Origin of the sequence: Anaeromyxobacter diazotrophicus (genome assembly GCF_013340205.1) — a bacterium.
GTDB classification, from domain to species: domain Bacteria; phylum Myxococcota; class Myxococcia; order Myxococcales; family Anaeromyxobacteraceae; genus Anaeromyxobacter_A; species Anaeromyxobacter_A diazotrophicus.
In genome coordinates, this window is the sequence record NZ_BJTG01000006.1 from 120864 (window position 1) to 135742 (window position 14879).

General features: G+C 73.9%; 15 protein-coding genes. 11 read left to right on the forward strand and 4 right to left on the reverse strand.

Features of this window, described 5'->3' with window-relative positions:
• Positions 1-41 precede the first annotated feature (41 nt).
• The 6 genes from HWY08_RS13485 to HWY08_RS13510 are packed head-to-tail and all read left to right on the forward strand — an operon-like array spanning position 42 to position 7165.
• A complete protein-coding gene (locus tag HWY08_RS13485; protein WP_176066017.1) occupies positions 42-1211 on the forward strand; it encodes a class I SAM-dependent methyltransferase in 1170 nt (389 codons plus the stop codon).
• A gap of 13 nt (positions 1212-1224) precedes the next feature.
• Positions 1225-2880 (forward strand): glycosyltransferase WbsX family protein, encoded by a 1656-nt coding sequence (locus tag HWY08_RS13490; protein ID WP_209005154.1) that lies wholly within the window; start codon positions 1225-1227, stop codon positions 2878-2880.
• Positions 2877-4787 carry a TylF/MycF/NovP-related O-methyltransferase gene (locus HWY08_RS13495; protein WP_176066018.1) on the forward strand — a complete coding sequence of 637 codons (1911 nt, stop codon included), beginning with the start codon at positions 2877-2879 and terminating at the stop codon, positions 4785-4787. The genes HWY08_RS13490 and HWY08_RS13495 overlap by 4 nt, the downstream gene beginning before the upstream one ends.
• Positions 4788-4820: 33 nt before the next feature.
• Entirely contained in the window at positions 4821-5267 is a 447-nt protein-coding gene (locus HWY08_RS13500) for a 4Fe-4S dicluster domain-containing protein (protein ID WP_176066020.1), read from the forward strand.
• Positions 5264-6205: a diacylglycerol/lipid kinase family protein gene (locus HWY08_RS13505; RefSeq protein WP_176066022.1), complete on the forward strand. Its 942-nt coding sequence runs from the start codon at positions 5264-5266 to the stop codon at positions 6203-6205. Before HWY08_RS13500 ends, HWY08_RS13505 begins: the two co-directional genes overlap by 4 nt.
• A gap of 9 nt (positions 6206-6214) precedes the next feature.
• Positions 6215-7165 carry a hypothetical protein gene (locus tag HWY08_RS13510; RefSeq protein WP_176066024.1) on the forward strand — a complete coding sequence of 317 codons (951 nt, stop codon included), beginning with the start codon at positions 6215-6217 and terminating at the stop codon, positions 7163-7165.
• Positions 7166-7167: 2 nt separating this feature from the next.
• On the opposite strand, the gene HWY08_RS13515 is transcribed toward HWY08_RS13510, so the two are convergent.
• Entirely contained in the window at positions 7168-9963 is a 2796-nt protein-coding gene (locus HWY08_RS13515) for an SNF2-related protein (RefSeq protein WP_176066026.1), read from the reverse strand.
• Positions 9964-10139: 176 nt separating this feature from the next.
• On the opposite strand from HWY08_RS13515, the gene thiS reads away from it, so the two are divergent.
• A complete protein-coding gene (gene thiS / locus HWY08_RS13520; RefSeq protein ID WP_176066028.1) occupies positions 10140-10340 on the forward strand; it encodes a sulfur carrier protein ThiS in 201 nt (66 codons plus the stop codon).
• 2 nt (positions 10341-10342) lie between these two features.
• The gene (locus HWY08_RS13525; protein ID WP_176066030.1) at positions 10343-11116 is read left to right on the forward strand and encodes a thiazole synthase; all 774 of its coding nucleotides are present in this window, start codon (positions 10343-10345) and stop codon (positions 11114-11116) included.
• A 6-nt stretch (positions 11117-11122) separates the two neighbouring features.
• Here the strand turns inward: HWY08_RS13525 and HWY08_RS13530 are convergent, their stop codons facing one another.
• The gene (locus tag HWY08_RS13530) at positions 11123-11944 is read right to left on the reverse strand and encodes a hypothetical protein (RefSeq protein ID WP_176066032.1); all 822 of its coding nucleotides are present in this window, start codon (positions 11942-11944) and stop codon (positions 11123-11125) included.
• A 73-nt stretch (positions 11945-12017) separates the two neighbouring features.
• Here HWY08_RS13530 and HWY08_RS13535 point away from each other — a divergent pair, with 73 nt between their 5' ends.
• Complete coding sequence (locus HWY08_RS13535; protein ID WP_176066034.1) at positions 12018-12638, forward strand: thiamine phosphate synthase; 621 nt, start codon at positions 12018-12020, stop codon at positions 12636-12638.
• A 59-nt stretch (positions 12639-12697) separates the two neighbouring features.
• Positions 12698-13360 carry a class I SAM-dependent methyltransferase gene (locus HWY08_RS13540; protein WP_176066036.1) on the forward strand — a complete coding sequence of 221 codons (663 nt, stop codon included), beginning with the start codon at positions 12698-12700 and terminating at the stop codon, positions 13358-13360.
• On the opposite strand, the gene HWY08_RS13545 is transcribed toward HWY08_RS13540, so the two are convergent.
• Both HWY08_RS13545 and HWY08_RS13550 read right to left on the reverse strand, forming a co-directional pair.
• Positions 13330-13818 (reverse strand): MauE/DoxX family redox-associated membrane protein, encoded by a 489-nt coding sequence (locus HWY08_RS13545; protein ID WP_176066038.1) that lies wholly within the window; start codon positions 13816-13818, stop codon positions 13330-13332. The genes HWY08_RS13540 and HWY08_RS13545 overlap by 31 nt on opposite strands.
• Complete coding sequence (locus HWY08_RS13550) at positions 13815-14345, reverse strand: rhodanese-like domain-containing protein (protein ID WP_176066040.1); 531 nt, start codon at positions 14343-14345, stop codon at positions 13815-13817. The genes HWY08_RS13545 and HWY08_RS13550 overlap by 4 nt, the downstream gene beginning before the upstream one ends.
• Positions 14346-14476: 131 nt before the next feature.
• On the opposite strand from HWY08_RS13550, the gene queD reads away from it, so the two are divergent.
• Complete coding sequence (gene queD, locus HWY08_RS13555; protein ID WP_176066043.1) at positions 14477-14869, forward strand: 6-carboxytetrahydropterin synthase QueD; 393 nt, start codon at positions 14477-14479, stop codon at positions 14867-14869.
• The last annotated feature ends 10 nt before the right edge of the window (positions 14870-14879 follow it).

The window sequence follows — 14879 nt, forward strand, 5'->3', positions numbered from 1 at the left end:
GCCTCCGAGGGTCGGAAGTGACCTCCGCCCGAGGAAGTGGAATGAACGACACCAGTCCCGCCCAGCTGCCGGCCTATTACTGCCTCCCACGTCCGGAGCTCACGCAGCTCGTCGCGGCCCGAGGCCTGCGCATCCTCGAGGTCGGCTGCGCCGCCGGCGCGATGGGCGCAGCCTTGCTGGAGAAGGGAGCCGCCGAGGTGGTGGGGCTCGACATCTTCGAGCCGGCGCTCGCGCTCGCGCGCACCCGGCTCTCCGCGGCCCACCGGGTCGACCTCAACGGCCTCCCGGAGCTGCCCTATCCCGACGGCCACTTCGACCTCATGACGTTCGCCGACGTCCTCGAGCACCTCGTCAATCCCGCGGCCGTCCTGCGCCACCTCAGCCGCTGGTTGAGCCGCGACGGGAAGCTGCTCCTGTCCTTGCCGAACATCCGCCACGAGTCGGTCGTCCTCCCGCTGCTGGTCGAGGGGCAGTGGGAGTACGCGGACTCCGGGATCCTCGATCGGACGCACCTCCGCTTCTTCACGCGGAAGGGCATGCTCCGGATGCTCGACGAGGCGGGCTTCGAGGGGGTCGGGAAGATCGCCGGCTCGCAGACGGCAACCCCCGTCTACGTCCAGAAGGCGGCCGAGCTGGTCAAGGCGCTCGGCGGCGATGCGGCGAAGTTCATCGAGGAGTGCAACGTCGTCCAGTTCATCACCTTCGCCGCGCGCAAGGGGGCGGAGGCGCGCGACGGCGACCGGGCGCCCCAGGTCGCCGCGCCGGCGTCGGCCCCGGTGGCCCCGGCGCCAGGAGCCGATCCCTGGGCCGGCTCGAGGGCGCAGCGGGTGCTCCTGGCGCCCGACGTCGGGTCGCCCGAGGACCGCTGGGCCGCGGTGCTGCCGAGGCTCGCCGAGCAGCTGAGCGGCAAGGCCGCCGTGACGCTCGGCCTCGCCCTGCCGCTGGAGCACGTCCAGAAGCCTCCCCAGCCCGTCCAGGCGCTGCCGTCCACGCTCGACCTCGATCTGCTGCTGACCGAGCAGCCGAGCTCGCTCGCCGGCTGGGAGACCCTGCTGCGGGGCGCGGGCGTCCTGGTGCTCACCGGGGCCCGCCCCGAGATCGCGGATCTCGCCACGCGCATGGGCGTCGTGATTCACGACGCCGCCGCCGATCCGAAGCTTTGCCCCGCCCCGGTCGCGCCGAGCGCCGAGGCGGCGCGCTTCCCTGCCTAGCCCCGAGGACGCCGTGACCGACCGCCCCACCGCTTCGTCCGCCGGCGCGCCCGTCCGCGCCATCGCTTACTACCTGCCCCAGTTCCACCCCATCCCCGAGAACGACGCCTGGTGGGGCCGCGGCTTCACGGAGTGGACGAGCGTCACGCGCGCCAAGCCGCTCTTCGAGGGGCACTATCAGCCGCACCTCCCGACCGAGCTCGGCTTCTACGACCTGCGCCTGCCGGAGGTTCGCGCCGCGCAGGCCGAGCTGGCGCGCGAGCACGGGATTCACGGCTTTTGCTATTACTATTACTCCTTCGGGACGAAGCGCCTGCTGGAGCGCCCGCTCCTCGACATGCTCGAGAGCGGGAACCCCGACTTCCCGTTCTGCATCTGCTGGGCGAACGAGAGCTGGTCGCGCCGGTGGGACGGCAGCGAGGCCCAGGTCCTCATCGCCCAGGATGATTCGCCGGAGCGCTATCGGCAGTTCATCCACGAGGTGCTCCCCATCCTGAAGGACCGCCGGTACATCCAGGTCGGCGGCGCGCCCATGCTGCTCGTCTACCGGGTGGGCAGGATGCCGGACGCCGCGGCCGTCGCCGCCTACTGGCGAGAGCAGGCCGAGGCCGCCGGGCTGCCGGGGCTGTACCTCTGCGCCGTCCAGAGCCACGACGCGACGTTCGATCCGCGCCGGGCGGGCTTCGACGCGGCCGTCGAGTTCCCGCCCTCCCCCTGGCACGGAAGGAAGATCGATCCCAGGACGCTCCCAGGCCTCGATCCGGACTTCACCGGCACCGTCTTCGACTACGAGGACTTCGTGACCCACAGCCTCGCGCGGAGCGCGCCGGACTACCGCCTGCTCCGGGGCGTCATGATGGGGTGGGACAACACGGCGCGGCGCGGGCCCGCCTCGTTCCTCTTCCATGGCGCGACGCCGCGCGGATACGAGGCGTGGCTCCGGGGGGCGGTGGCCTGGACGGCGGCGCACAACCCTCCCGACGAGCGCGTCGTGTTCCTGAACGCGTGGAACGAGTGGGCGGAGGGAACGCACCTCGAGCCGGACGAGCGTCACGGCCGGGCCTGGCTCGAGGCGACGCAGCGGGCGCTCTCGCGCGCGGAGGCCTGGCGCGGGGCGCTGGAGGCGCTCCGCCGCGAGGGCACGATCCCCCCGGAGGTGCTGCGGGCCCACGTGGAGGATCTGCAGCACGCGCTGGAGCGGCTCGAGCGCGTCGAGAGCGTGAGCACCGCCTCTCGGGGCTCGTTCACGGAGGGCGTGGCCCCCGCGTTCGCCAGCAAGCCCCTTCACCTCGGCGGGCTCACGCAGCTGGAGTTCGTGCAGGGCCGCCCGCCCGGCGGGCGGATCAAGCTCCGGGACCGTGAGCCGCTGAAGGTCTCCGGATGGGCGGTCGCCCCCGGGCTCGACCTGCGCGGCGCGCCGGCCTTCCTGGTCCTGCGGTCGCCCACCGGGGAGCGCATCTACAGCGCCCCGCTCGGCGAGCGGACGGTCCGCCACGACGTGGCGTTCCAGCTCCGCCAGCTCGATCCGCGCTCGGTCTGCCTGGCCGGGTTCGACGTCGAGCTCGCCACCGACGCGCTCGCCCCCGGCGAGTACAAGCTCGGCGTCGTGCACGCCAGCGACAAGGCCGCCGTGGCGGGGTTCTCCGAGCACCGGATCTCCGTCGAATGAGCCACCCGACCGGAGGCGAGGTCGCCTGGCGCCCCGACCCGCTCGACGTGTCCATCGACATCGTCGGGGCGTGCAACCTGGCGTGCCCGGCGTGCGGTCACGGAAACTCCCCGGGTGCGAATCGGTCGATGGGGGCGATGGGGCTCGAGCTGTTCGAGCGGATCCTGGACAAGGTGGAGCGCGAGGCGGCCCCCGCGCGACCGCGGATCCACCTCTTCAACTGGGGCGAGCCCTTGCTGCACCCGCAGGCTCCCGAGTTCATCCGGCGCGTGAAGGCGCGCGGGCTCTGCTGCCGGCTCTCGTCCAACCTCGTCCGGCCGAGGGACCTGCGCGGTGTCGTCGCCGCGCGCCCAGACTGGCTGAGGGTCTCGGTGTCCGGCTTCACGCAGCCGGTCTATGGCCAGACCCATCGCGGCGGCGACGTCGAGCGCGTGAAGGAGAACATGCGCCTCCTCCGGTCGTACATGGACGAGCTCGGCGCCCCGATCGCGGTGGAGGTGAACTACCACGTGTACCGGCACAACTGCGGGCCGGAGTACACGGCGATGCAGGCGTTCGCCCGCGAGCTGGGGTTCCACTTCGAGCCGATCTGGTCGGTCGCGGGATCGGCGGACAAGGTGCTCGCCTGGCTCGAGCACGGCGTTCCGGAGTCCGACCGCCCGCACGTCGAGCGCCTGGTGCACCGGCCCGAGGAATCGCGCGACATCTCCAACCGGTACCGTCACTTGCTCTCCCCCGGTGAGTGCGCGTTGCGCAACTCCGTGCTGATCAACTCGGACGGGAGCGTCGACCTCTGCTGCGCAGTGTACGACGTGCCGCCCGTGGCGGAGAGCTTCCTCGAGACGACGGCCGAGGACCTCCAGGCCGCGAAGCGCCGGGCGCCCATCTGCGAGCGGTGCATGGAGCAGGGGCTGCACCTCACTTACCTGTACGCCGGCAAGGCGGAGCGCGATGCGCGAGGGCTGGCCATTCTGGCCGCGGAGCAAGTCGCCGGGACCCACGCCAGCGTCGTGACACGGGAGGAAACGATGAGCACTACGCTTCCAGTCGAGCGTCGCCAGGATTCGGTCGAAGCCGCGCGGGGCGGGGCGAAGGCCACCGAGGCGGACGAGCTCCTCCCCGCCGGGGCCGGCGTCGAGCGTACGGCGCGGTCGGTCGCGGGCGGGCTCACGGCAGTCAGGGCTCGTTACCTCGATCTCATGAAGCGCTGCATCCTCAACCTGATCTACGAGGACGACGACATGCTCCGGAAGCAGTCGTTCTCCGCGGCGATGCGCCGCGACGGCCAGGACTGGCCGGCTGTCGCCCACTCCATGATCGGCCAGCGGAGGATGGACAACGTGCAGGCCTGCGTCGAGGACGTGATCCGGCGGGGCGTGCCAGGCGACCTCATCGAGACCGGGGTCTGGCGGGGCGGGACCACCATCCTCATGCGCTCCATCCTGGAGGCCTACGGCGTCTCGGATCGGCGCGTGTGGGTCGCCGATTCGTTCGCGGGGCTCCCCGAGCCGGACGCGGAGAAGTACCCGCACGACGCGGGCGACACGTTCCACACCTATCCAGAGCTCGCGATCTCGGTGGAGAAGGTCCAGGAGAACTTCGCTCGCTACGGGCTGCTGGACGATCAGGTCCGATTCCTCGAGGGCTGGTTCAAGGACACGCTGCCCACGGCGCCCATCGAGCGCATCGCGGTCGCCCGGCTGGACGGCGACATGTACGAGTCCACGATGGACGCGCTCCAGGCCCTCTACCCGAAGCTCTCGATCGGCGGGTACCTCATCGTCGACGACTACGGCGCGGTGCCCGGCTGCAAGGAGGCGGTGGACGGGTATCGCCGAGCGCACGCCATCACCGAGCCGATCGAGCGGGCGGACTGGACGGGGGTCTACTGGCGGCGCGAGCGCTGACAGGTCGCGTGCGCCCTCTGCTATCGTGAGCCGGTGTCAGCCTCCCGCCCGCGCGCCCTCTCCTACCTCGCCTACCGCGCGCTGCTCGCTCACCCGCTGAAGCGCCTGCGCCAGCGGGGCACCGGGCTCGACCGGTTCCTCGCGAACTACGCGGGCGAGGGCCTGGTCCCGACGCACCCGGACGACCGCGCCGTCGGGGAGGCGGCCAGCGCCTGCGTCGGGTGCGGGCTGTGCGAGGCCGGGTGCGAGCTCGCCACCGCGGTGCCGTCGATCCGCTCGCTCGGGCTCCACGCCGCCTTCCGGCTCTACGGGAAGAGCAGCGCCGAGCTCCCGCACGCGGCCGAGGCGCTGCGCGCCTGCGCGGCGTGCCAGGGGTGCGACCCGCTCTGCCCGACGGGCGTCCCCATCGCGCGCGTCGTGCGGCACCTGCTCGCGCGCGTGAGCGCGCCGCCCGGCCCGGGGTATGCTCCGGGGGGATGAAGCCCCACCTCATCGTCAACCCGGCCAGCGCGTACGGCCGGACCGGCCGCCACTTCGACGACATCGCGCGCGCGGTGCGCGGCGCGGTCGGCGACTTCGACTGCAGCTTCACCGAGCGCCGCGGCCACGGGGTGCTCCTCGCCCGGGAGGTCTCCCGCGCGGGGGCGAACCTGGTGGTGGCGGTCGGCGGGGACGGCACCGCCAGCGAGGTCGTCGACGGGCTGATGCTGGAGCGCGCGGCGGCGGGCGGCGGGGGCGCCGCGTTCGGCTTCATCTCGCGCGGGACGGGCGGCGACCTGCGCCGCTCGCTCGGGTGCCCCACCGACGCGGCCGGGGCGGCCCGCGTCCTCGCCGGTCCGGCGGAGCGCGTCATCGACCTCGGCCGGGTCGAGTTCGTCGGCCACGGGGGGAAGCCGGAGGCGCGCCACTTCGTCAACGTGGCGGGGTTCGGCGTCGCGGGCCGGGTGGTGCGCGACGTGGAGCGGATGGGGAAGCTCCTCGGCGGGAAGGCCACGTTCATGCTGGCCTCGGCCAAGGCCCTCATGGGCTGGCGCGACCAGCCGGTGCGCTGGCGCATCGACGGCGGGCCCTGGCGCGAGGACCGCGTCACCTCGCTCGCGGTGTGCAACGGACGGTTCTTCGGCGGCGGGATGATGGTCGCGCCGGCGGCGCGGCTCGACGACGGGCTGTTCGACGTCACGCTCTGGAAAGGCCTGGGCCTCGCGGACTTCGCGCTGAAGAAGGGCATGCTCTACGACGGCTCGCACCTGCGGCTCCCCAACACGAGCACGTTCCGGGGCCGGGTGGTGGAGGCGGAGCCGCTGGGGAAGGAGCCCGTCCTGCTGGACGTCGACGGCGAGCAGCCGGGCGTGCTCCCCGCGCGGTTCACCCTGCTCGCTGGGGTGTTGAGGGCGCGCGCACCGGGGGTGGATGCATAGCTTGCGGGCATGCTCCTGCTCGCTCTGACCCTCGCCCTGGCCGCGCCCCAGACGGCGCCGGGCGCGGCGGCGGTGGATGCCGCGCCCGTCACGAACGGTCAAACCCCGCCGGTGCAGGTGGTGGCCGACCCGCCCCAGGCGCGCGCCTTCTGCGAGTCCCTCACGCCCGGGGAGCGGCTCCGCGGGGGGAGCGACGTGGTGGCGCAGGCGCGGGCGGAGGCGCAGCAGGACGCGCGCCGCGAGGCGGCGCTGCTCGGCCGGTACCGCGTCACCGTCCCGGGGGCGGCGCTCAAGTTCGCGCCGTACGACCGCGAGGAGCAGGAGCTGTCGCTCTCGGAGCGCACCTTCCTCGCCGGCGCGGGCGGCACGCTCCACCTGTGGCTGGTGAGCCGCGCGGGCCTCCCGGTCGCCGCCGACGAGGCGGCGGCCTCGCGCATCGTGCAGGCGGCGGCCCAGAAGAAGCTGGCGCTCGTCCTCACCTTCACGCTCCCGGACGACGAGGACGAGGCTGTCTGCGCCAACGCGACCGGCTCGCGGCACTACGCGCTGGGCGTCGAGCCGTTCTCCTGGGAGTACGTGGCGGACGAGCAGGTGCTGGCGCGCGGCGGCGAGGGCGGCGACCGGCCGCTCGTGACCGCGGCGCAGGGCGCGCGGCCGCGCGTCGAGGTGAGCGATCCCTACGGCGCGGGCGGGCGCGAGGCGCGGCAGGCGCTCGAGGGGCGCCTCCAGGAGCTCCAGGGCTGCTACGAGCAGGCGCTCCGGCAGAACCCGGGGCTCGACGGCACGCTGGTGGCCGAGGTCGAGCCGGGCCGGGGGGTGCGCCTCGCGGCCGACTCGGTGGGGGACGAGGGGCTCGGCGCGTGCGTGCAGGGGATCGTCTCGCGCGTCCGCTTCGCGGGCGGCGGGCGGCTCGACCTCCCCATCCACTTCTTGCTCGAGCCGCCGACCGCCGCGCGGTAGGGCTACACGCAGCGCCAGTACGCGGTCGCGACCAGCGTCCGCTTCTCCTTCGGCTCGGCGCGCCTGCGCAGCTCCGTCACCGCCCGGTCGCGCTCGCCGTAGCGGAGCGCCTCGGTGGCGCGCAGGTCGTCGAGCCGGCGGCGGTACTCGCGCTCGGCGCGCTCGAGGAGCGCCCGCCGATCCCGCTGCGGCAGGTCCACCTTGTCGTGCAGCGCGGAGCGCGCCTTCGCCCACGCCTCGCGCGCCTCCTCGACGTGGCGCCGCGGGGCGGCGAGGACGTCCTCGACCGACCGGTCCCAGCGCTCGCGCTGCTCGTCGTAGCTCGCGCCGGCGCGCTCGGCGAACTCGGCCAGGAGCCGCGAGGAGAGCGCCGCCAGCGCCTCCTCCTGGGCGGTGCCCATGGAGATGGCCCCGCCGCGCGGGCCGCCCTTCGCCTCGCGCGCCGGGAGCTGGGCGAAGAGCTCGCTCGCCTCGGCGGGCAGGGCGCGGTACCGGTCGCCGTCCGCCCACAGGATGACGTGCGCCAGCTTGTCCTCGGAGGCGAGCGCGTCGAAGCCGAACTTGTAGGCGAACCACCAGCCCTCGCAGCCCGCCAGCTCCTGAAGCTGCGGCGGGAGCGAGCGCGCGTCGAGCTCGACCAGCGACACCGCCTCCTGCGGCCGCGTCTTGACCGCCTCCGCGGCGGCCTTGGCGAGCCGCGCGCGGCGCGCCTTCGACCGCGCCTCGCCCGGCGGCGGCTCGGGGACGGGGAGGGGGGCCTCGCCCTCCTCGAAGACGCTGCGCACCAGCGCCTCCTCGTCCGCCTCGCGCCGCGCGACCGCCTCGCGCGCCGCCTTCTCCGCGATGCGGAGCTTGCCCCGGACCTCGCCGTCGAACTTCTCGAAGAGCAGCGCCCGCGCGGCCGCGAGGCGCGCCTCGATGCGCTCGTCGAGGTCCTTGCGGAGCGCGTTGAACGCGACGTCGATCTCCTCGCCCGAGCGGCACGACTGGTAGATGTCGAGGACGCGCGCCTCGAAGTCGATGCCGCTCCCCAGCGCGCCCAGGATCTCGTCGGACGATCCGAACACGCCGTCGAAGAGCGCCAGCTTCTGCGAGAGCAGGTCGTAGAGGCGCGCGTCGGCGGCGTTCTGCCGGTTGAGGAAGTTGAGGACCAGGACGTCGCGCTGCTGGCCGTAGCGGTGGCAGCGCCCGATGCGCTGCTCGACGCGCTGCGGGTTCCAGGGCAGGTCGAAGTTCACGACCAGGTTGCAGAACTGGAGGTTCAGTCCCTCCGCCCCCGCCTCGGTCATGAGCAGGATCTGGGTCTTGTGCCGGAACTCCTCCACCAGCGCCTGCCGCTTGTCGGGGCCGCCGGCGTCGCCGGAGAGGCTGGTGGTGGTGTAGCCGCGCGCCTCGAGGATCTTCTTCAGATAGTCCTGCGTGCGGCGGAACTCGGTGAAGACCACCGCCTTCTGCGGCCAGCCGCAGGCGCGCGCCACGGTGAAGGTCCGGTCGAGGCCGCGCACCAGCGCGTCGCCCTTCGCGTTCACCTGGATGGAGGCCGCCAGCTTGGCGCAGGCGCGCAGCTCGGCCAGCTCGTCGCGCATCTTGGAGACCGCGGCGGCGCCCTTCGGCCGCCCGTCGTCGCGCCCGCTCCCGCCGAGCTCCTCCGCCTCCTCCTCGAACCCGGAGAGATCGAGGAAGGCGTCGGCCTGCGCCGCGCACTCCGCCCCGGCCAGCTTGCCCTCGAGCGAGTCGGCCAGCTTCCCCAGCGTGTGCGCGAGGGCGAAGGTCGAGCTGGCGAGGATCTTCCGGTAGACGAGGACGAGCAGGGCGCGGCGCGACTGCGGGATGGCGACCGCGTCCTCGCGGCGCAGGTACTCCGAGACGCGGTCGTACAGCTCCTGCTCCTCGGGCGTCGGCGCGAAGTCCTCCACCAGCGAGCGCCGGGCGGTGAACTTCACGTACTCCTTCACCTGCCGGCGCAGGGTGCGGATGACCACCTGCCCGAGCCGCTCCTTGAGGTCGGCCGCCTTGTCCTCGGTGAGCTCGCCCGAGGCGAACTGCATCCGGAAGGCGTCCTCGGTGCCGAGCAGCGCGTCGTCGATGAAGGCGGTGAGCCCGAGCAGCTCCATCACGTCGTTCTGGAGCGGGGTGGCGGTGAGGAGGAGCTTCGGGCACTTCCGCAGGCCCTTGCGGAGCGCCTGGCCGGTCTTGTGGTCGCGGCGGTAGGCGTTGCGCAGCCGGTGCGCCTCGTCGATGACCGCGAGGTCCCAGGGCACCCGCGCCACCTCGTCCGCGCGCAGCGCCGCGAACGGGTGCGAGGCGATCACGATCCCGCCGGTGTCGAACGGGTTGAGCTTCAGCCCGTGCCTCTCCTGCGCGCGCGCGGTGTTGCCGTCCACCACCTCGGAGTCGAGGCCGAACTTGGAGCTGAGCTCGTCGCGCCACTGGTTCCGGAGCGACGCGGGGACGAGGATGAGGATGCGCCCGCGCCCCTCGGCGGCGAGCTGGGCGAGCACCAGGCCCGCCTCCACCGTCTTGCCGAGGCCGACCTCGTCGGCGAGGACGCAGCCGCCCGTGGCCATGGACGAGAGGGCGAAGGCCGCCGCCTCGATCTGGTGCGGGTTCAGGTCCACCGCCGACTGCGCCAGCGCCGGCGCCAGGCGCGTGGCGCCCTGGCCGCTGCGCGCGGTGAGGGCCTCGGCCGCGATGCGCTGGTGGAAGCGGGTGAGCGACGCCGCCTTGACCCTCGGCGCGTCCTGCTCCCCCACGGCCGTGCGCTCGCGCACGGCGACCCCGGTCCCCACGACGCCCATCCCCACCACCTCCGCCTTCCCGCCCAGACGACTTCCGCCCGCGCCCCACGAATGGGCGCCCGAGGCGGAGCCGATATCCTAGCGCAGATCGCCCCGCGCTGGCGATGGGCTGAGGCCTGCGCGGGCGCGCCGCGCCGTTTGACGCCACCGCGCCGCGGGGGCTACATACCCCCACCATGCAGGTCAAGCTCAACGGCGAGATCCGGGAGCTCCCGGACGGCACCACCGTCGCGGCGCTGCTCGCCCAGCTCGGGGTGAAGGCGCAGCGGGTGGCGGTCGAGGTGAACGAGGCGGTCGTGACGAAGGACCGCTACGACGCGCACGCGCTGCGAGGCGGGGACGCGGTCGAGATCGTCGCCTTCGTCGGAGGAGGGTAGCCATGGCGGACACCTGGTCGCTCGGCAAGCACACGTTCACGAGCCGGCTCCTCGTCGGCACCGGCAAGTACAAGGACTTCCCCACCATGCAGCGCGCGCTCGCCGCCTCGGGCGCGGAGGTCGTGACGGTGGCCGTGCGGCGCCTCGACCTCTCCAAGAAGGGGGCCGAGTCGCTGCTGGAGTGGGTCCCGAAGGGGATGACGCTGCTCCCCAACACCGCCGCCTGCTTCACCGCCGACGAGGCGGTGCGCACGGCGCGGCTCGGCCGCGAGCTCGACATGGGCGAGCTCGTGAAGCTCGAGGTCATCGGGGACAAGCGCACGCTCTTCCCGGACGTCGAGGGGCTGGTGCAGGCGGCCCGGATCCTGGTGAAGGAGGGCTTCACGGTCCTCCCCTACACGAACGACGACCCGGTCACGGCGAAGAAGCTGGAGGACGTCGGCTGCGCGGCGGTGATGCCGCTCGGCGCGCCCATCGGCTCGGGGCTCGGCCTCAGGAACCCCTACAACCTCCGCATCATCATGGAGACGGTGAAGGTGCCGGTGCTGGTCGACGCCGGGGTCGGCACCGCCAGCGACGCCGCCCTGGCGATGGAGCTCGGCGCGGTGGCGGTGCTCATGAACACCGCCATCGCCGAGGCGAAGGAGCCGGTCCTCATGGCCGAGGCGATGCGCGACGCCGTCGCCGCCGGCCGCAAGGCGCTCCTGGCCGGCCGCATCCCGATGAAGCTGCACGCCTCCGCGTCGAGCCCGATGACGGGGCTGATAGGATCGTAGGGGGCGCTACCTCTTCACCGCCGGCCCGGTGGGCGCGATGCGCTGCCAGGTCTCCGCGAGGAAGCGGAAGGTGCGCGACGGCTTGCCCCAGCTGCCCGCCGTGAAGCCCCCGCAGATCTTCTCGTAGGCCTCCGGGTGCTGGTGGGGCTGGAACTCCTCGACCGTCCCGCGCACCGCGTAGCCGGTGAAGTCGTCGAGGTCGAGGATGAGCCGCGTCTCCTGCCGGTTGGTCTTGAGGTTCATGTACGTCTTCAGCGCGAGCCCGTCGCCGTGGTAGAGCGCGAGCCGCCCGCCGACCACCTCGCTGTGGAAGATCCAGCGCGGGGAGAGGTTGGCGTGCTCGCCGACGGCGGTGAGGGCGTAGCGCAGCCCGCCCACGATCTCCTGCACCTCCTCGAACGGGATCTGCTCGAAGAACTTCATGGTGTAGGGGCTGTGGTGGACGGTGAAGATCTGGCTGCCGTGGACGGTGAGCTCGTCCCCGCGCGACTCGAAGAGCGCGCTCGCGGACTCGGCGGACGCGAGCGGCCGCGTCTTCACCTGGAACCCCTGGTACTGCTCCACGCGGGTGAGGTGGACGGTCACGCACTCGCCGCGGGTGGGCTGGCGCGGCAAGGTCCCCCGCAGCTGGACCCGCAGCTCCCGGTCGCCGTCGGCCGGGTCGAGCCGGACCACCGGGCAGATCCCCACCGCCGCGTAGCTGCCGGCGAGGCTGGTCGTCCCCATGAAGCTCAGCACCTTTTCGTAGCGGACGGCGGGGAAGTGCGGCGCCTGCTTCGTCCGCTGCTCCGCCAGGAACGCCACGAGCTGCTGCAGGTCCGTGTCCACGATCTTCTCCGAGGTGCGAGGGTCACCGAGGTGGCGGAAGGACACCCACCTCTGCGAGACTCGAATGCCGACCATGCTAACGCCGCTCGTCCACCTCGTCACGGACCGCCGGCTGGTGCCCGAACTGGGCGCCGCGGTCGCGGCCGCCCTGAGGCGGGCACCTCCGGGGACCGTGGCGGTCCACCTCCGGGAGAAGGACCTCGGCGGCCGGGAGCTCCTGGCCCTCGCCCGCGCCCTCGGCGCGACCTGCCGGTCCGCCGGGCAGCGCCTCCTCGTCAACGACCGCCTGGACGTGGCGCTCGCCGCCGGCGCGGACGGCGTGCACCTGCCCTCGTCCGGCGTGCCGCCGGCGGAGGCCAGGCGGCTGCTCGGCCCGGGGCGCCTCGTCGGCGTCTCGTGCCACGGCGAGGAGGACGTGGCCCGCGCCCGGGGTGGGGGGGCCGACTTCGCCACCTTCGGCCCGGTCTTCGCGACACCCTCCAAGGCCGCCTACGGCCCGCCGGTGGGGCTCGCCGCGCTGGCGCGCGCGGCGCGGCTGGGGCTCCCGCTCGTGGCGCTGGGCGGGATCGAGTTGGAGACGGCGGGCGCGGCGCGGGAGCACGGCGCGCGCGGGGTGGGGGTCATCCGGGCCTGGCTCGGCGCGCCCGACCCGGGCGCCGCGGTGCTGGCGCTCTGGCAGGCGATCCGCGCTTGAGGCGGCGCGCGCACGGCGCTACACCGCCCCCCGTCCCGCCGCCTCGAGGAGCGCCGCGCATGCACGACCGCCACGACCACGACCGCGACCACGGCCACGACCTCGACCGCGGCCACGGCGGGCCGGCGCACGGGCGGCGGGCCCACGGCAACCCGGACGACCTCGACGCCTACGTCGCGCGCCTCACCGGACCGGAGCGGGACGCGTGGCAGCGGCCGGACGAGGTGCTGGCCGCGCTCGGCGTCGAGCCGGGCCAGACGGTGGCCGACGTCGGCGCCGGGCCCGGGTACTTCACGCTGCGCCTGGCGCGGGCGGTGGGGCCGCGGGGCCGGGTGTACGCGGTCGAGGTGGTGCCCGAGCTGCTGGGCGTGCTGCGGGCGCGGCTCGACGGCGCCGGGGTCTCGAACGTGGTGCCGCTCCTCGCGCGCGAGCGCGACTCGCTCCTGCCACCCGCCTCGTGCGACCGCATCCTGGTGGCGGACACCTTCCACCACTTCCCGGACGGCGTCGCGTACCTGCGCCACCTCGCGGCGGCGCTCCGGCGCGGCGGGTTGCTGGCGAACGTCGACTTCCACCGGCGCGAGACGCCGGTGGGGCCGCCGCTCGAGCACCGCGTCTCGCGCGAGGACTTCCTCGTCGCCGCCGACCGCGCCGGGCTGGCGGTGATCGGCGAGCCGACCTTCCTGCCCCATCAGTACCTGGTGCTGATGCGGCCGAGGTGAGCGCCGCCGGCCGAGGGCGACGAGGCCTCCGCCGCGGGGCGTCGAGCGCGGCCCAGCGCGAGCACGATCCCGGCCGGCACCAGCATGAAGAGGTCGCGCACCACCGTCCACCAGTCGGCCGGCTCGTCGCCGCCGAAGCAGCCGCAGCGCAGGTCGATGCCCCGCAACAGCGCCTGCGACAGCCCGGCGATGAAGACGACCAGCATGCCCGCCGCCACCAGGGCGGCGGCGCGGGCGTAGAAGCCGGTGAGGAGCGCCAGCCCGACCACGATCTCGATGCCGACCACCGCCGCCGCCGCCCACGGCACCAGCGCCGCGGGCACGAGCCGGTAGTTCGCGACGTCGGTGGCGAAGGCGGCCAGGTCGGGCACCTTGGTCGCGGCGGCGTAGAGGAAGATGGCGGCCAGCGCGAGCCGGCTCGCGAGGACGAGCCCCGCGCGCGCGAGCGAGCGGCTCACGGCGACCCCTTGGCCGCCGTCGCCGGGGGGCCGCAGGAAGCGCAGCTTCCGGCCGCGTTGGGCGCGCGGGCGGCCGTCCAGGCGGGCCAGGCGCCGGTGAGCACCCGGACGTCCTGCACGCCGTGCTCGAGGAGCTTCTTCGCCACCTGGTCGGCCACCGAGCAGTTCGGATCGCGGTCGTAGACCACCACCGTCTTGTAGACCCCGAGCCGCCACAGGACGGGGTCCACCGCCTCGCCCGGCGCGAGGTGCAGCGCGCCGGTGATGTGGCCCGCCTCGTACTCGGCGCTGCTGCGCGCGTCCACGAACAGCGCGGAGCAGGCGACGCAGAGGGGCGTCGCCTCCTCGACCGAGATGCGGGGGATGGCCGCCTGGAGGCCCTGGATCTGGCAGGCCGCCCCGGGCGCGTCCGCGGCCGCCGCCACCTCGTGCCCGAGCGGCGCCGGGCGCGGCGTGAGGGCGTTGGCGCCGAGCCCGAGCAGGGATCCGGCGGCGCAGAGCGCGAGCGCGTGGCGAACGAGGGCCATCGCTCCCATGGTAACCCGAAGGCGCCCGCGAGAAAGCGCGAACGCCCGCGACACGGCGCCAGCGGGGTGGACCGGCCGGCGGCGGCCCCGGGGGTGCGCCCCGCCGGGCCGGCGGGTATATTGCGCGCCCCATGGGCGTCCCGGTCTACGAGGTCTCCAAGGAGTTCGTCTTCAGCGCCGCGCACCAGATCCGCATGCACGGCGGGAAGTGCGAGCGGCTGCACGGCCACAACTGGCGGATCCGGGTGCACGCCCGCGCCGGCGCGCTCGACCGCATCGGCATGGTGATCGACTTCGCCGACCTGCAGAAGATCGCCGCCGAGCTGTGCGCGCGCTTCGACCACCAGAACATGAACGAGGTGCCGCCGTTCACGGAGGTGAACACCACCGCCGAGAACCTGGCGCGCTTCTTCTACGTCGAGGGCAACCGCAGGCTCGCCGGGGTGGACGGCGGGCGGGTGACCGTGTCCAAGGTCGAGGTGTGGGAGAACGAGGGCTCGCTCGCCGTGTACCGCGAGGAGTAGGCGAGCGCGC